Here is a 16,527-nt window from a genome sequence, read left to right on the forward strand (position 1 = left end):
ACCTTTAAATTGTAGGGATATGGCCCAAATTTTGTTCATGTTTAAGCCATGAAATAACATCTGATTGGAGCGTAGCATAAAACGGTTGCACAATTGGGGTAATAAGTAAAAGATCGTTGTTATCTATTTTATTACTTAAATATACGTAGACTGAGTCGATATTATCGTTGGTAGAAATTAACCATTGAGAATGTAAACACTTAATATAGGCATCATAAGTTTTGATTGCATTGATTAAATTTGTGTAATTTTGACCTTGCTTATTTAAATCATAACTTACTAAGAATACTGCCATTATAATCACGTCCTTTTAGAAACTTAAAAGAAATGGAGAAAAAATGATTAAACAAGAAAGAGAAATTAAAGATAGCAAACACTTTCAGGTTAATAGATTAGCATTTTACGTTCAACTTAAAACAATGACTGTAGATAATCTTAAAAAATACCCACATTGGAATTCAGAAAGAATGGATGTAATCTATTATTTAGCCAAGTATGGAGAGAAGGAGGAGTTGAAGAAACTATCAAAGCAAACTTTGTGCAATGTGGATTAAAGTATCAAATGTTAAAGGGATTGCCTTTTGGATAGCGTAATCTTTTACTTTGTTCCATATCGTATCGCTAGATAATAAATCAACAAACTGTTGCCCATCATGTGTTAATGCTAGTTCTAAATATAAATAATCTCTTGATTTAGAGCTAGCATTTAAGCCAGACAATAGACCATTCTGTATAAGGATATAAATGTGATAGTCAATAGTAAGCCTGTTGATATCAGGGAAGTTGATTGAGTCATTATTATTAACTGTTGGAAGAGGGAAATCTTGAACTGCTAATAATATATCTCTGCACAAAGAATAATCTATTTTCATAGTTTCACCTCCTTTCGTTAAAGGAAATAAGTGATATTAGCATATCTCATTGTCTATCACTGCTTGAATTATAACAACAACTTATTAATAAACATGAAATAAACATGAAATAAATATGAAAAGAAAGTTAAAAGAGGATCTTAAGAAGAAAATAGATAGAAAATAGTAAAAGAGTAACCAATATTATATAAGTGGTACTTATATAATATTGGGTTCATAGTGCTTAAAATTGTGTCAATTAATCTTAACAAATATCTGGTAGAGGCAAAAAATCACTAATAGGATAGAGGCGGCAATTAAAAGTAGAAAAAATAAAATTAGAACTATAAAAGCTGAAATTGAATGAATAAGTATGATGTGGAATATTTTAACGCTTGCTTTTATACCAATATTGCCTGGGCAGAAAAGAGGGATGTATATTATATTCAGAAATTATATTTAGGTTAGTAGTTAATGAAACTCAATTATGGTGTCAAGTGAAAACTGCTTTACGCGGAAAGACAATTGGGTAAAATAATAATTCTGTTTCTGCCAGTGAAGTGTAAAAAGACTAAAAAGGATATAATAAACTAATATATATGGAAAAATATGATAGGATGTTTCCATTGAGATTAAAAGGTAAGAAGAGATTTATAGGGTATGTAAGTTAAGGAGTATCTTATATATTCTGGTATAATCCTAATCATCAATTATTTTGTTCTTCCTTATAAAGTGATTCTTTTTATAACTGTATTGGCATACTTCTAGATTCTGTGTACAATCATAGTAATTAGTAATATACATTTATATATAGTTTTCAGTATGAGAGAAGATTATGATTTTTAATTATGGCGAGACATTACGTATCCGAAGGGATTTATATACGATTTTAGGCAAAATACGCTATATTGATACTCATGGAAAAATTGGGTATGAGTATAAGTTAGTTAGACATAAGAATAATGCAGAGTTTTGGCTCAGTTGGGATAAGAAGCGAGATGCGTACCAGTTTTCCAAGTTGTGTGGAAAAGCACTACCAGCCGATATGAAACTCATAGATAGTGGTTATGAGATGGTAACGGGCACTTGGGGTGAGGTAGACGTAGGTACTACTGATACTGCTAAATATAAAGAGTATGAAAATGCTGATGGTACTGCTACGTTTTCTGTTCAAGAGTGGGCTTTTGAAACGGAATATTCAAAAGGCTTTTACATTAATAAAGAATACGTATCTGTCGAAAAGGATTCAGAGGTAACCGAGTCTATTCTAGATAAAATGGATACGATTAAGAAGCTAAAGTTCATAGGACCAATCGGTTGGATTTTGGGGAACTTACTACTTTATATGCCAATCTTTGATATAAAAATATTGAATGATGTACGGGATGTACTTACCTGGCCTTATATAGTAGCTGGGAGTATAGTCCTTGGTATCATTGTGGCTTGTGCTTTCATTATTTCCAGAACTATGCGTTGATGAAAACACATTGGTTATATAGGAGTCCCTTTCGTGGGGCAAATAAAAGGTCGTAACATGTATTAATACATATTACGACCTTTTTACTATAGGATTTATTTGTTAGGGGTTAGCTATTAGCTTCAGCTGGTTGAAGTTGTTCAAGTTCAGCTTCTTTAGCATCTAATTCTTTGGCGCCAAAATGAGCCAATACACAGAATGTAATACAAAGAACACATGCTACTAATAAAAGATAGAAACCTGCATTCCAACCAAATTTATCTGCTAAAACACCAAATAGTGTTGTACCTAAGTTTGCACCAACAATGTAACTCATGAATCCACGAAGACCAACAGCAGAACCTACTGCAAATGGTGGTACAATATCCATAGTTTGTACTGAAGCTAAGAATTGAGGAATGTAGATTAAACAACCTACAATAGCAGCGAAGAAAGTAACCCATAAGAGAGACTCGCTTTGCCAATAACCAAATATACAGAAGAAGATAATACTTATAGCAATGATTGCAGGTGGCATGCGATAACCTTTAAAGAATTTATCGGAAATGTAACCAGCAAAAATAGTAGAAGGGATAGCCGCCCATTCAAAGAATAAAAAGGCAACAGACATTTCTGCTTTGGAAAACCCCTTTACTTGCAATAAATAAATTGGAAGCCACGTAAGCATACCAAAGCGAATCATGTAAACGAAGGTGTCAACTAATGATACATACCAAGCGTTTTTATTTTTCAATACGTATTTTACAAAGATTTCTCTTGTGCTCATATGGGGGGCTTCAGAACTTCTGTGCGCCTTATGAGCTGTGTCAGCGATGATTTCACTTGTTGGTGGTAAGCCTTCACGTTCAGGGCTTTCTTTGATTAAGAAAGAAATGGCAATTGCTATGATAATTGCAATAAGCGCTGGTACACCATAACTCCCTAATTGCCAGTGATCTGTAGTAGTAAAATATAATGCGGCAGCTACGATTGGGGCTACGATACCACCACCGAGATTATGGGAAATATTCCAGATAGCTCCATAACGGCCACGTTCCTGTTTTGGGTACCATTTAGCTAAGGTGATAAAGGATGGTCCTACACCAAATCCTTGGAAAAAGCCATTTAGTACTACTAAAACTAAGAAGAAGGCGAGACTATCGGCAAAGCTCATAAAGATATTGATAATTGCACAGCAAATGAGACCGAAAGCCATAAACTTGGCAGGACTTGCTTTGTCCGCAAGACTACTCATAAAGCCTTTACTTAGACCATAAGCGATAAGCATACCACTAGATAGCAAACCAATTTCTGTTTTGCTCATATGGAGGATATCTGATAAAAAGTGTGTTGATAAGGCAAAGTTATTACGAACAATATAGTACGCAGCATAACCTATAAAAATACCAATTAATGATTGCAATCTATATTTATAATATAGATTCATAATCATGCTTTGTGGCACTGATGATTTTGCCTCTTTGGGTTGTAGAAATGAAAACATAGTTATTACCTTTCTTTCTTAATAACTAAATCCTATTGCATTGTTAATACTACCATTTCTATAGAATTCATGTAAATGATTTATGAGATAAAAATATTAATTTGCAACATTAAATTGTTTATTATTAGCTGAAGATACGTATAGAAAACATTTGAATTATAGACAAGTACTTCTTAATATATTAGATTAAATATATGGGGAGGTTATAATCTATGAAATACTTACGCCGTGAACTTAATCAAGTAGAAAAAGAATATGTAAAACAATTTGGTGAAGATTCTTTAAATCGTGTCATCCTTCATGATCCTAATACAAAGGATAAACAAGAGGTGCAAGATACTATTGATATTCTAAAAGGAGCAATTGCAAAAAATAAACCTCTAGAACAGGTTCCAGAGGAGATGTGGAAGCTTATTGAGTTTTAATGTATATGAATCCCATAAATAAAATAAAAAGGCACATTGTCATATGAACAGGCTATCTAACAATGAAATAATTTTAGATGGGTGTTCAATACAATGTGCCTTTGTTTTATAGTTTGTAGAGTTCAGGTTTGCGATCTCTAAAGATGTTGATTTTGTTACGGATATCTTCTACTACGGTGAGGTCGATATCTACAGATGAGATGCCCTCCCTAGTGTCCATTTCGAGGAGGTTTGTACCCCATGGATCGTATACAGCGGAGTGACCAGTGCTTTGAACTCGACCTACTGTACCACAGCCGTTGACAGCACATAAGAAGAGTTGGTTTTCAATGGCGCGCACTTCGTTTAATACTTGCCAGTGGCGTAAACGCATAGTAGGCCATTGAGCAGGTACAAATAATAACTCTGTATTTGATAATGCAGCCATTCTTACGAGCTCAGGAAAGCGAATATCGTAACAGATAACCGTACTACAAGGAATACCATCCAATTCGAAATGAGTGGTATGCGTACCGCTAGCGAAGTATTGGTCCTCTTTAGCAGGACTAAATCCGTGCATTTTGGAATACTCTCCTACGAGCTTGCCTTCACGGTTGTAAGCATAGGAGGTATTAAATACTAAATCCTCTTTTGCTACGGCTACAGAACCGCCCACAATGTTTACATTGTGTTCTTTTGCGAATGTACTTAATAAAGCTTTTGTTCTTTCTCCATTTCTGTCAGAAATATTGATTAAATCCTTAGATGGATGAAATCCTGTATTCCATGTTTCGGGCAAGACGATAATGTCAGGCTTTTCTGATAGGGCTTGTGAAAGTAATTCTTGGACGCGCGCATAATTGTATTCCACTTCGTTTACATGGACGTCCATTTGTATAAGGCTTAAGCGTTTTTTCATAGAGAATCCTTTATCTATTAGATGAATATAATTCTAGTAATGTGTATTATAATTAGAATATTAAAGCATTATTGAGTGTATTACAATATAAGAGTCGATAAAGCTAGTTTAATTTTTTTACAATCTTTTGATAATAATAGTTTGCATACTATTTATGGAGATATAGGTTATTACTTTAGATAATGTTAGATCTTTTGGTGAAAATATGGAAATAATAGATGTTATAAATGCGCGAACTAGCGTACGTCGGTATAAAAAATCTTCTTCGGTTGGAGAAGACATAATTCAAAATTTGGTAGCTCTCGGAATGCGAGCTCCATCCCCTAAAAATCGTCAGCCCTGGCAGGTTGTTCATGTGACGGGCGTGGAGAAAAAACATTTCGTGAATCTTGGCTTTCAAGTGCTAGAGCAATATAAAGAACGAAAAGAACATTTTGGTAGTTTAGAGATTAGTCTTAAGGCTATGCAAACTGCTAGTGATTTACTCTTTGTATATAATCCTTACGATCATTTGTCAGATTATGCTCAAGTGTGGGAAAAAAGTGATTTACAAGCTATTGGCGCTTTTATAGAACATATTTTATTGGGGGCAAAAGCAATTGGGTTAGGTACATTGTGGATGAATGATGTGTATTTTATGCAAAGTGAAAGTAAAGCCTTTTTAAATATTCCTCACGATGTACAGGCAATCATTGCTATAGGTATTCCAGATGAGTCCATGTATCCTAGACCTCGAAAATCGATTGATGAAGTACTAATAAAGCGTTAATTTTTACTATTCTTCATGGAAATGTTATAATATTCTGTATATAATTGTGTTCTAATAGAGGAGGACCTATGAAACGGATTCCGTTGGTAACACTGTTAGTTTTGGTATTGGCAATGGTTGTGGCAGGTTGTGGATTGCTTTCACAAAAAACAGAACCTACTAGTTCAGTACCGCCTGTAAAAGAAGTTAAGATGGTACATCCAACGGGTATTCCTGTTCTTATGTATCATAAAGTCGGCGACGACAAAGATAATGATGCAGTTATTCGGGAGGATTTGTTTAGAGAACAAATGAAGTTCCTCAAGGATAATGGCTATAATCCATTGACGATGGATCAATTGTATGATTATGTTGTAAATGGTGCTGCGGTGCCTGAAAAACCTGTTGTTTTAACCTTTGATGACGGTTATGCAGATACATATTCTATCGTATATCCACTTATGAAAGAATATGGATTCCCGGCTACTGTATTTATCAATCCTGGCGATGTTGGGACGCGTCTAACTTGGGATCAAGTGCGTGAAATGCACAAAAATGGTATTACTATTTCAAACCATGGTTTCCAACACATAGAAATGGGCCAATTGTCGGAAGCAAAACAAATTGAAAATATTACAAAGGCCCAAGAGGCACTTGCTAAAGAAGTAGGCATTAAGGATAATCCTTGGTTCTGCTATCCATATGGAGATAAAAATGAATTCACCGACTCAGCATCTAAGAAAGCTGGCATTAAAATGGGGATGGCTATGAAATCTGGCTGGGCTCATACTGGTGATAATCCATATAATATTTTGCGTGTTTGGGTAGGCAATGCGGTGGATATCAAGCATTTTGAAGAACGCATTAGCACCGAACATTTCACTGATTTATAAGGAGAAATACATTGTTCAAAAAGAATTGGGTAAAGTTCATCATTATGGTGTTCTTATTTACCGTTGTCACATCACCCTTCGTGGTGCTCTTTGGACCATTTAATAATGTAAAGCGCGCTGTAATTGGTGCTATCTTACAATCCCGCCATCCTCATTACATTACATGGTTGTTTAATGAAGACGAATTACAATCTATTTTGGGGACTGTAGGGGTTGTTAAAAGCCAAGATTTGTTCAAGTTTAATGCTCGTGAAGATAAGACTTTAAATCTTGAAAAAATCCAGTCTGCTCGTTATGTAGGCTATATTTTAGAAATTCCTGATCCTCGTCGTATTCAAGTAGGTACAGCAGCTAATATTCAAGAAAAAGGTGATACTACAAGTAATATTGCGAAAATGAATAATGCTGTAGCAGCAATTAATGGTGGTGGTTTCCACGATCCTAATGGTACTGGTACAGGTCGTTTGCCATATGGTTTCATCTTGCATGACGGTGAGTACGTTATCGGCAAGGATGTAGGCCCTGATGAAGATGTAGACTTTGTAGGTTTCTCTAAATCTGGTAATCTTATCGCTGGTAACTATGATAAAACTCAGCTTAGTGATATGAAGGCCATGGAAGGTATTACCTTTGGTCCGCCTCTTATCGTCGATGGTAAGAAGATGATTACCGAAGGTGATGGAGGCTGGGGCGTAGGTCCTCGTACTGCTATCGGTCAAAAGAAAGATGGCACAGTTCTATTCCTTGTAATCGATGGTCGCCAACCAGGATATTCTATTGGGGCTACCTTGCGTGACGTACAAGATATTCTATTTGAAAAAGGTTGCTACATTGCAGCAAATTTAGATGGCGGTTCTAGTTCAACTTTGTACCTAAATGGTAAAGTCGTAAATAAACCTGCCGATTTGTTAGGGGAACGCATGATCCCAACGGCGTTTATCGTGAAATAGGAGGACAGATGAAACCTTTTACGCGTGTACTGAGCGCCTTTGCGGTAGGTATTCTTCTGCAAGGTGGGGTATACCTATACCTTGATCAATATATGTTTGCACCGACTACAGAGTTTAACGTAGCAGGCGCATCAAAAGATGATACTAAAAACTTCCCTGATGTGAAGGAAGGCACTAAATATGTGTCCTATGACCGTCAATTTATGGCCGTTGTTACAGAAAACTCTTTGAAAATTTACAAGGCTAATGAAAGTAAGCCTACAAATATCGATTTGAAGGGTCGTTCGATTAGTTACTTCAACTGGATGCCAGACCGTAACTATGCTGTCATGGGTTTATATGACTCCAGAGATGTTGTCATGGCTCGTCTTAATGCGGATGATCCAGAACACGAAGTTGATACGAAACTTGAAGACTTGCCTCGGGGCAGTAAAATTGTAGATGCTGCGTACTCTGAAGCGACAAATGTGGTGTATATGAAGGTAAAAGTTCAAGAACACACATATCGCATTTATCGTACCGATGCTAACTACGATACACGTCGCGTTTACATGCAAGCTACTGATATCGGTCATATCGGTGTATTCTACGATGAAGATAACTTCTTCTACGATAATGTGAGAACTGGGGATGTATTCATGTTCAACGGCATTGAAGGGGGATGGCGTGTTATCAACCCTGAAGGGCGTTTCCGCTTTATCGGTGTTGATATGGACAAAACCATCTACATCGCTCGTGTTGATGAGGACAACAATGCATTGACTGTTTACACTGGTAAACTCGGTGTAGGCTTCAATCCAGTTTATAAATACAACCACCCTACTACATTTAATGAATTGACATTATCTGATGTAAAAAACATCATTAAGAATGGTAGTGAAGAAACTACTAAGGTAACAGAAGATAATACGTCTTCTAAATCATCCAATAGTAGTGGTAGTAAAAAGAAATCTTAAGAAAAAGCCTTTATAATGTTCTTTCATTATAAAGGCTTTATTCCTATAATAGTATGTACCCTAAGGATATCTATGAATATATTATTTGTACGCCTTAGTTACATAGGTGATGTTTTGCATGCTACACCTGCTGCGCGGTGGATTAAGGAACAGTATCCTGATGCTAAGTTGCATTGGATTGTAACGCCTAGTATGGCAGAGCTTTTACAGGGTAATCCCTATGTAGATAAAATTATTCCCTGGGAACGGGATATATATGAGGCACATTCTAAAAAACTACATATTCCTACAATGTGGCGCATGTGGTGGGATCTTAAGGCCAAATTAGAGCCTTATAAATTTGATGTAGCCGTTGATGTGCAAGGGCGACTCATAACAGGGCTAGTACTATTAGCTTCAGGAGCCCCCATTAGACTTGGCCTTGGTGGCACAAAAGAGTTGAATTGGCTGTTTACTAACTATAAAACGAAGCCTAGTACAGAACACGTGATTAAACGCTATGTAGAGGTAGCTCAGTTGTTAACAAAGGCTATTACTGAACATGCAAATTTAGATACATCGCTTAACATTGATAAATACGGTATTGAGAGCAGTTGTTCACTAAATGAATCTAATGCTAATATGCTATACCACATGGATTTTCAGGTGCCAACAAATTTACATAGTTGGGCAGAAGAGCAATGGAAGTCGATTGATAATGACGTTTCTTTACATCGAGGCGTGGTAGAAACTCCGTTACGCATTGGGCTGGTATTAGGTACCTCTTGGGCAACGAAAGAGTGGCCTCAGGAAAAATGGTATTCTCTCATTAAATCCCTTCAATATAGAGGAAATTTTGTTTGTTTAGGTGGTCCTAAAGAGGCTACTCAATACAAACCCTTGCTGGACTCTTTGACAGATGAGGGTATTGATAAAATTGTTCTGAATATGTTAGGGAAAACGACACTTCAAGAATTAGGGGCTTTAATTGAAAGTTGTGATGTATTAGTTACTGCAGATACGGGAGCTCTGCATATTGCGTTAGCTTTAAATAAGCCTGTAGTAGCACTCTTTGGCCCTACGGACCCTAAATTATGGGGCCCTCTGACGGGGACCTTTAAGGTGCTCGTAAATGACGAATTAGATTGCTTGGGGTGTCGAAAACGACGTTGTCCTAAGCCAGATCAATATTGTATGTCTGGTATTGATCCAGTACGCGTAAAGAAAGCAATTTTTGAACTGATAGGAGATACACATGGCAAAGTTTAAAATTCAAAAAGGTTTATCCGATGCGGATATGATGAAAAATTTTAAGGATACAGAAAATTTCGAAGATACTATGCTCAATATGGAGCGAGATGCTAAGAAACCAGTAGTTCATCAAAGTCCAAAGCAAAAAGAAGATGCTTTTTACCGTGAGTTCTTAACTGAAAAAGTAGAGACTATGATTGGTAAAATGCTCCTTGATATCAAGATGGAGTATTTTAAAGAAGGGGAAGGGGCTTTCTCTATTCAGGTGAAACGGGAAGGTAAAAATATTGTCCTTGAAACTGCGCCTAAAAAGGTTAAGCCTGAGAAGTAAGCCGTATAATGGAGACTATCAAATTTTAAAGATTAGGTCAGAACCTGTCCGTAAATGGGCAGGTTCTTTTGCATGTTTATGCATTTAAAAATATCGGCTTAGTTATTAATAAAATTGATGAGCTTATAAATATACCGACGTTTATCGAATTACTACATTTATAAATACCGATATATTTTGAAAAGTATTTAATAATAACCAAAAATTATTACGATATAATTTTTAGTTTCTCATTAAAATGAGCAATTACAAAAAAATTAATTTGATTAAACATACATGCTAAACTCTAGTTTCTCTGCAGTTTTTTGTGATATTCATCACGAAAAAATCATCTTAGAATACATGAGATTATGAGTAAATAGCATAATGTGGTTGTTGACAAAGAATTTTATAAGTAGTCTAATATAAGTATGTATTACGATTTTAGCGCGTTTGGCTAGTGTGAGCAGACATCGAAAAAATCGTAAAAAAAATAGGTATGAGATAGTTGTTTAATGAGTGTATAAAGTTACATACACAGACTATTTCGATTTGGAGGATTAACATGGCTAAAAAATTAAGAATTTGCGAAACCGTTCTTCGTGACGGTCATCAATCTATTTTGGCAACACGTATGCGCTACGAACAAATGGAACCAGTGCTCGGCCTTTTAGATGATATTGGTTATGAAGCTCTTGAATGTTGGGGCGGCGCTACTTATGACAGCTGTCTTCGTTTCTTGAATGAAGATCCATGGGAACGCCTTCGCAAATTGAAAGCTAATTTGAAAAATACCCCATTGCAAATGTTGCTTCGCGGTCAAAATTTGTTGGGCTATAAACACTACTCCGACGACGTAGTAGAAGCATTCTGTAATGCGGCTGTAAAAAATGGTATCGACCGTATCCGTATTTTTGACGCATTGAATGACCCACGCAATATGGAAGCTGCTATTAAGTATTCCAAAAAAGCTGGTGCACACGTTCAATCCGCTATGGTATACACAATTTCTCCAGTTCACACAACTGAAAGCTTCTTGAAAGTAGCTGAAACTTTGGTAGAAATGGGTACTGATTCTCTTTGTATCAAAGATATGTCTGGTTTGTTAGGACCTGCTGATGCATATGATTTGGTTTCTACTTTCAAAAAACGTTTTGGCGAATTGCCAATCGACTTGCATAGCCATTTCACTTGCGGTCTTGCTAGTACTACATACTGGGAAGCTGCTAAAGCTGGCGTAGATATTATCGATACTGCTATCTCTCCATTTGCTCATGCAACTAGCCAACCAGCTACTGAAACTATGATTGAAATGTTCAAAGGTACTGAATGGGATCTTGGTCTTGACCTTGATAAATACATTCCATTAGTTGACCACTTCCGTAAAGTAAAACAACAAATCGCAGAAGAATTCAACTTGAAACCAGCTAGTGATGTAATCCCTGCTGTTCGTCGTTACCAAATTCCTGGCGGTATGTTGTCCAATACTCAAAACCAATTGAACGAAATGGGTATGGGTGATCGCTTCTTTGACGTTATGGATGAAATGCCACGCGTTCGTGAAGACTTGGGTTACCCTCCATTGGTAACTCCAACATCCCAAATCGTTGGTACAATGGCTATGATGAACGTTATGATGGGCGACCGTTACAAAATGGTTCCTAACGAAGTTAAAGATCTTGTTCGTGGTAAATATGGTCAATTACCTGGTACAATTTCTGATGAAATTCGTCAAACTATCATTGGTGATGAACAACCTATTACTTGCCGTCCAGCAGATCTTATCGAACCTGAATTGGAAGGTTACCGTCAAGATTTAGCTTCTAAAGGCTACAATGGCATCACTGACGAAGACGTATTGACTTACGCTATGTTCCCAGAAGTTGCTATTAACTTCTTCGATGCAAATCGTCGTTAATCCAAATTTTAAAAGAGGATTCTTAGGAATCCTCTTTTTTTTGACCATATTTAAACTATCCTCATAGAGAAATAGTATAATTCAGTATATATTTTGTTTTATTAAATGAAGAGATTCAATAGTTGTTTCATTTTTTATATTTTAGCTTTTTTATAAACAGTATAGACAAGTTCCTATTAAAAGGGGAGACTAAGGAACTATGAAATATCAGATATTACCAATTTTCATATCGCCATAAGATACATGGGTGCGTGTGAAAATATAATTTTTACGAAAAGTATTAGATATTAAAAGGGTCGAGATACCTTTTAATAATCGGTCAATTATAAACTACGTATGAAAGAATAGTGAAAAATATGTTGGATATTTGCGTGTTTTACTTGCGTTAAGTTATAAAAATAGCGTAAACTATAGAGAGTATCTACTATTTATGATATTGAGGTAATCCTGTGAATTTACAAATACGAATTTGGATATCCAATGTTGTGCTGTTTGTTGTACCTATTTTAATAGCAATTATTTTATTTTTGCTATATTTTACAGGTTTGCGCATATTGGCCAATGCCGGTTACTATTTGCGTATTGAGCAGGAACAACAGTTTAAAAGTGTTAGTCGAATAACTGAAACCATTACCTTTTATGGGTTAGAAAATGATCTAATTAATAGCTTGGTTAAGCCTAGCTATAGCTTACTTGATCCAAAGGAAGTATATGTTGAAGTACTTGATCAAGGAAGTATGGTGTATAACTACGGTAATCCACAAATCTATAGTGCTTCTGCCATTGTTGGTCTTATTGATGTTAACCCTGAATTACAGGGCATCGTATATCAATCCAATAATACTTTCGTTTACGAAATGAGAAAGTACGATGGACGTCATTCCTATGTATACCATATTGCGATTAGGCGTGCTACTCATGGTAGTGATAGCTTAATGGAATCCGTATCTTTCTATATTATCGTAGTTTCCATATTGCTCTTTATTGTTACATTTTTTGCTATTAACCGATTTGTTACACGATTTATCATGATTCACGTTAAGAACATGACAAAGTCGTTAGAAATGGCAAATCGTCAGATTGAAATGGAACAGGAGCAACAAAAAGAGTTACTCGCTGGTATATCCCATGATATACGAACTCCGTTGACGGCTATTAAAGCGTATGCTGAAGGCGTTCGTGACGGTATTGCACCAACGGAAGAGCAACAAAAAAGATACATGGGGATTATTTTGAAACGGGCCAATGATTTAGATTCTATGTTAGAGGAACTATTCCTCATAACAACATTGAATTATAAAAAAGAATCTCGTCCATCTGAGCGAATTGAATTAGGTCAGTTTGTACGTGACTTTGTAGAAGATCATTTAGCTCCGTATCAATCGAAGGGGCTTGAGATTAAGGCCCGTATAGCTACGGAAACACCTTTTATCAATGCTAACCCACAATTGTTACAACGTGTTTTGCAGAATGTGTTGAACAATAGTGCTAAGTATAAAATGACCGATATTGGTCATTGCGTCATAGATGTAACGAGTGATGATGATTTTGTATACTGTGTCATCAGTGATGATGGACCAGGTGTACCGCCAGAATCTCTAGAGCGTCTGATGCGACCATTCTATCGTGTAGATTCGTCTCGTACGAATCCTCAAGAAGGTAGTGGCCTAGGATTGTCGATTATCCGTCGAATTATGGAAATCTTTGAAGGCCGAGTTATGATTGAAAATGTAAGGCCACATGGTCTACGTATTATATTAGAGTTTCCTAAGCAAGGAGAAGAATCATGAGTGAACATATCTTAATTATTGAAGACGATTTGGATATTGCCAATATTGAGCGTGATTATTTAATGGTGGCGGGCTATGATGTAACGATTATGACTAATGGTACAGATGGCATTGAAGCAGCATTAAATACTCCTGTAGACCTTATTATCCTTGATGTTATGTTGCCAGAAATGGATGGCTTTGAAGTTTGTCGTCAAATTCGTGACAAAGTTCGTGTGCCAATCGTTATGGTAACTGCGCGTCTTGATGATATCGACAAAATCCGTGGCTTAGGCGTAGGCGCTGATGATTATATTGAAAAGCCATTCTCTCCATCTGTATTGATTGCGAAGATCAAAGCTATGTTGGCGCAATATAAACGTTTAACAGAGCGCGATGCAATGGAAACAAACGCTATTCAATCCGGTGAAATCCGTCTCGACCCTAAAATGATGAAAGTATGGGTGAATGAAAAAGAAGTTCATCTCAAAAAGAAAGAATTCCAGTTGTTAGAGTTCTTGATGCGTAACCGTGATATTGTATTTAGCAAAGAAGAATTGTATTCTCGTGTATGGGGACTTGACTCCTATGGTGATTATGCAACTGTAGCGGTTCATATTAATCGTTTACGTGAAGAAATTGAGGATAATCCATCCGATAGTAAGCATATTATTACAGTGTGGGGTGTAGGGTATAAATTCGTTTAGTATCGAGAATATGCATTCACATTATACTCACGTTGTTCGTGGCTGTTGATTAGATATGACTTTATAGAGATTTTATTATAGAGATATAATCAAAGGTTTAAGAATTGTTTATATAGTTACTTTGATAGTTTAGATATTCCATGTATACTTATTTAAGTAAGGCTGACTATGACTCTAGATAAGTAATATTTTAACTTCTCTCTCTTAATAAGTTCTCTCTAAAGCTTATCTAGATCACATATACTCTCTCTCAACAGTCCTTACACTCTCAAACTATATGCATAAAGGGCATTTGCTAGCGACGGCTAGTAAATGCCCTTTATGTTTTTTAGATTTTAGATATTTGAATACATTCTATACAGCTTCTTTCAGGATTCTAGGTATTTATCTAGTGGAGGATATACGGTTATAATAATTATACTTTCATAAGAAAAGTTATAAATTGATATCTTGCATTGTAAAAGCAGGCGTACTATAATAGGTTCATCAAAATCAATTTTATAAAATTGATTTTGAGATGATTTGAATTATTGTGAGACGTGGCGTATTTATAAAGTATCATAATTATATGATTTATGATTTGGTTCTTATTTTACCTTTTATAATCATCATTAAGACGTTATGGGTGATGTAGAAGAATATTAAGAAGAATATAAGGAGATCTACATGACATTTTCAAAATATAAGAAAACAGTAATTGCGTGTATTCTTGCTTTGGGTATTGGGGTAGGCGGAGGATACTATTTCTTTGGCAGCCCTGTTAATACGCAACCAACAAACGTGAGAGAACAAACTAAACAGACTAAGCCTATTACTGAAACGCGTAATACCTATGTAGTACAAGCAGCTAAAGAATCTGGGCCAGCTGTAGTAGGGATTACAACACAAGTATTTCAAAAGGATATTTTTAACCGTACTATCTATGCTGGAGAAGGTGTCGGATCTGGTGTGCTTATCGATAATGACGGACATATTATAACAAATAAACATGTGGTAGCGGGGGCTAGAAATGGGGAGGTTACAGTATCATTGTCTGATGGCAGTACGGTGACGGGGACTGTTATAGGTTCAGATTCACAGACGGACTTAGCAGTTGTAAAAATTAAACCTCCAAAAGATATTAAACCTATCAAAATTGGTGACTCTGACTCCTTGCAAGTAGGGGAGCCAGCTATTGCTATTGGCAATCCTTTAGGTCTTGAGTTTAAAGGTTCAGTTACCTCTGGTGTTATTAGTGCCTTAGCACGTACAATTGATGATCAAGGTCAACGATTCCCATTGATTCAAACTGATGCAGCCATTAATCCAGGTAACTCAGGTGGTGCGCTTATTAATGCAGATGGTGAGTTAATTGGTATCAATAGCTCTAAAATCTCTAAAGAGGGAATTGAAGGTATGGGCTTTGCTATTCCAATTAATTCTGCGATGACAATTGTTGATTCTATTATTAAAAATGGTAAGGTCATTCGCCCTTATATTGGGGTGTGGGCTGTAGACCGTCAAACTGCAGCGCGCAATAATGTAACCTATGAAGGTGATGGACTTCTTGTTGTTCAACTTGATCCTAATGGTCCTGCTGCACAAGCTGGTCTCGTAGAAGGGGATACGATTGCACAAATTGATGGTAAAGATATTACTACATTACTTGAATTAAAAGAACAAATTGATGCTAAGAGCCCGGGAGATACAATTTTGGTATCCTATACTCATAACGGCAAAATGAAGAGTACACAGCTTAAATTAGGGGAAGCGTCTTCAAATTAGAATCTAGTAAATAAAACTTAATTAAGTATTCCAATAATGCACTACTTTCTTTTGTAGTGTTAGAAAATCCTCATCTTTTAGATGAGGATTTTTAGTTATAATAGGGTACTTTAATAGATTTTGTATAAAAAATACCATAAATAAGAAA

At 36.0% G+C, this 16,527-nt stretch carries 17 protein-coding genes; 13 read left to right on the forward strand and 4 right to left on the reverse strand.

The window, feature by feature from the left end; translation table 11 throughout:
• Window positions 1-4: 4 nt before the first annotated feature.
• Window positions 5-295, reverse strand: coding sequence for a hypothetical protein (locus tag B1A77_RS05075; RefSeq protein WP_077708175.1), 291 nt, complete (start codon window positions 293-295; stop codon window positions 5-7).
• A gap of 43 nt (window positions 296-338) precedes the next feature.
• Here B1A77_RS05075 and B1A77_RS05080 point away from each other — a divergent pair, with 43 nt between their 5' ends.
• The gene (locus B1A77_RS05080; protein ID WP_077708176.1) at window positions 339-554 is read left to right on the forward strand and encodes a hypothetical protein; all 216 of its coding nucleotides are present in this window, start codon (window positions 339-341) and stop codon (window positions 552-554) included.
• Here the strand turns inward: B1A77_RS05080 and B1A77_RS05085 are convergent.
• Window positions 525-872, reverse strand: coding sequence for a DUF2513 domain-containing protein (locus tag B1A77_RS05085; protein WP_077708177.1), 348 nt, complete (start codon window positions 870-872; stop codon window positions 525-527). The two genes, B1A77_RS05080 and B1A77_RS05085, sit on opposite strands and share 30 nt — an antisense overlap.
• Window positions 873-1,686: 814 nt before the next feature.
• Here B1A77_RS05085 and B1A77_RS05090 point away from each other — a divergent pair.
• Complete coding sequence (locus B1A77_RS05090) at window positions 1,687-2,328, forward strand: hypothetical protein (protein ID WP_077708178.1); 642 nt, start codon at window positions 1,687-1,689, stop codon at window positions 2,326-2,328.
• Window positions 2,329-2,437: 109 nt separating this feature from the next.
• Here B1A77_RS05090 and pgtP read toward each other — a convergent pair whose 3' ends face one another.
• Window positions 2,438-3,811 carry a phosphoglycerate transporter PgtP gene (pgtP, locus tag B1A77_RS05095; RefSeq protein WP_077708179.1) on the reverse strand — a complete coding sequence of 458 codons (1,374 nt, stop codon included), beginning with the start codon at window positions 3,809-3,811 and terminating at the stop codon, window positions 2,438-2,440.
• Window positions 3,812-4,023: 212 nt separating this feature from the next.
• Between pgtP and B1A77_RS05100 the strand changes: the two genes are divergently transcribed.
• Complete coding sequence (locus tag B1A77_RS05100) at window positions 4,024-4,236, forward strand: hypothetical protein (RefSeq protein WP_077708180.1); 213 nt, start codon at window positions 4,024-4,026, stop codon at window positions 4,234-4,236.
• Between the two features lie 106 nt (window positions 4,237-4,342).
• Here the strand turns inward: B1A77_RS05100 and B1A77_RS05105 are convergent, their stop codons facing one another.
• Entirely contained in the window at window positions 4,343-5,134 is a 792-nt protein-coding gene (locus tag B1A77_RS05105; protein WP_077708181.1) for a carbon-nitrogen family hydrolase, read from the reverse strand.
• A 205-nt stretch (window positions 5,135-5,339) separates the two neighbouring features.
• On the opposite strand from B1A77_RS05105, the gene B1A77_RS05110 reads away from it, so the two are divergent.
• The 10 genes from B1A77_RS05110 (at window position 5,340) to B1A77_RS05155 (ending at window position 16,379) form a co-directional block, all read left to right on the forward strand.
• Window positions 5,340-5,903 (forward strand): nitroreductase family protein, encoded by a 564-nt coding sequence (locus B1A77_RS05110; protein WP_077708182.1) that lies wholly within the window; start codon window positions 5,340-5,342, stop codon window positions 5,901-5,903.
• 68 nt (window positions 5,904-5,971) lie between these two features.
• The gene (locus tag B1A77_RS05115) at window positions 5,972-6,775 is read left to right on the forward strand and encodes a polysaccharide deacetylase family protein (protein ID WP_077708183.1); all 804 of its coding nucleotides are present in this window, start codon (window positions 5,972-5,974) and stop codon (window positions 6,773-6,775) included.
• A gap of 11 nt (window positions 6,776-6,786) precedes the next feature.
• Window positions 6,787-7,725: a phosphodiester glycosidase family protein gene (locus tag B1A77_RS05120; protein WP_004693677.1), complete on the forward strand. Its 939-nt coding sequence runs from the start codon at window positions 6,787-6,789 to the stop codon at window positions 7,723-7,725.
• A gap of 8 nt (window positions 7,726-7,733) precedes the next feature.
• Window positions 7,734-8,681 (forward strand): hypothetical protein, encoded by a 948-nt coding sequence (locus B1A77_RS05125; protein ID WP_077708184.1) that lies wholly within the window; start codon window positions 7,734-7,736, stop codon window positions 8,679-8,681.
• A gap of 72 nt (window positions 8,682-8,753) precedes the next feature.
• A complete protein-coding gene (locus tag B1A77_RS05130; protein ID WP_077708185.1) occupies window positions 8,754-9,929 on the forward strand; it encodes a glycosyltransferase family 9 protein in 1,176 nt (391 codons plus the stop codon).
• Window positions 9,916-10,242, forward strand: a complete 327-nt coding sequence (locus tag B1A77_RS05135) for a hypothetical protein (protein ID WP_004698343.1) — start codon at window positions 9,916-9,918, stop codon at window positions 10,240-10,242. Before B1A77_RS05130 ends, B1A77_RS05135 begins: the two co-directional genes overlap by 14 nt.
• 544 nt (window positions 10,243-10,786) lie before the next feature.
• On the forward strand, window positions 10,787-12,139 hold the full coding sequence (locus B1A77_RS05140; protein ID WP_008602782.1) for a pyruvate carboxylase subunit B: 1,353 nt from the start codon (window positions 10,787-10,789) through the stop codon (window positions 12,137-12,139).
• Window positions 12,140-12,588: 449 nt separating this feature from the next.
• Window positions 12,589-13,929, forward strand: coding sequence for a sensor histidine kinase (locus tag B1A77_RS05145; protein WP_077708186.1), 1,341 nt, complete (start codon window positions 12,589-12,591; stop codon window positions 13,927-13,929).
• Window positions 13,926-14,615 carry a response regulator transcription factor gene (locus B1A77_RS05150; protein ID WP_004693664.1) on the forward strand — a complete coding sequence of 230 codons (690 nt, stop codon included), beginning with the start codon at window positions 13,926-13,928 and terminating at the stop codon, window positions 14,613-14,615. The genes B1A77_RS05145 and B1A77_RS05150 overlap by 4 nt, the downstream gene beginning before the upstream one ends.
• 666 nt (window positions 14,616-15,281) lie before the next feature.
• A complete protein-coding gene (locus B1A77_RS05155) occupies window positions 15,282-16,379 on the forward strand; it encodes a S1C family serine protease (RefSeq protein ID WP_004698370.1) in 1,098 nt (365 codons plus the stop codon).
• Window positions 16,380-16,527 lie beyond the last annotated feature (148 nt).

Source organism: Veillonella parvula (genome assembly GCF_002005185.1).
Taxonomy (GTDB): domain Bacteria; phylum Bacillota; class Negativicutes; order Veillonellales; family Veillonellaceae; genus Veillonella; species Veillonella parvula_M.

Excerpts from the sequence above, each read along its gene's own strand:
- B1A77_RS05150 (WP_004693664.1), top strand. The coding sequence starts at position 13,926 with ATGAGTGAACATATCTTAATTATTGAAGACGATTTGGATATTGCCAAT.
- B1A77_RS05135 (WP_004698343.1), top strand. The coding sequence starts at position 9,916 with ATGGCAAAGTTTAAAATTCAAAAAGGTTTATCCGATGCGGATATGATG.
- B1A77_RS05090 (WP_077708178.1), top strand. The coding sequence starts at position 1,687 with ATGATTTTTAATTATGGCGAGACATTACGTATCCGAAGGGATTTATAT.
- B1A77_RS05125 (WP_077708184.1), top strand. The coding sequence starts at position 7,734 with ATGAAACCTTTTACGCGTGTACTGAGCGCCTTTGCGGTAGGTATTCTT.
- B1A77_RS05155 (WP_004698370.1), top strand. The coding sequence starts at position 15,282 with ATGACATTTTCAAAATATAAGAAAACAGTAATTGCGTGTATTCTTGCT.
- B1A77_RS05080 (WP_077708176.1), top strand. The coding sequence starts at position 339 with ATGATTAAACAAGAAAGAGAAATTAAAGATAGCAAACACTTTCAGGTT.
- B1A77_RS05100 (WP_077708180.1), top strand. The coding sequence starts at position 4,024 with ATGAAATACTTACGCCGTGAACTTAATCAAGTAGAAAAAGAATATGTA.
- B1A77_RS05075 (WP_077708175.1), bottom strand. The coding sequence starts at position 295 with ATGGCAGTATTCTTAGTAAGTTATGATTTAAATAAGCAAGGTCAAAAT.
- B1A77_RS05140 (WP_008602782.1), top strand. The coding sequence starts at position 10,787 with ATGGCTAAAAAATTAAGAATTTGCGAAACCGTTCTTCGTGACGGTCAT.
- B1A77_RS05130 (WP_077708185.1), top strand. The coding sequence starts at position 8,754 with ATGAATATATTATTTGTACGCCTTAGTTACATAGGTGATGTTTTGCAT.
- B1A77_RS05105 (WP_077708181.1), bottom strand. The coding sequence starts at position 5,134 with ATGAAAAAACGCTTAAGCCTTATACAAATGGACGTCCATGTAAACGAA.
- pgtP (WP_077708179.1), bottom strand. The coding sequence starts at position 3,811 with ATGTTTTCATTTCTACAACCCAAAGAGGCAAAATCATCAGTGCCACAA.
- B1A77_RS05115 (WP_077708183.1), top strand. The coding sequence starts at position 5,972 with ATGAAACGGATTCCGTTGGTAACACTGTTAGTTTTGGTATTGGCAATG.
- B1A77_RS05085 (WP_077708177.1), bottom strand. The coding sequence starts at position 872 with ATGAAAATAGATTATTCTTTGTGCAGAGATATATTATTAGCAGTTCAA.
- B1A77_RS05110 (WP_077708182.1), top strand. The coding sequence starts at position 5,340 with ATGGAAATAATAGATGTTATAAATGCGCGAACTAGCGTACGTCGGTAT.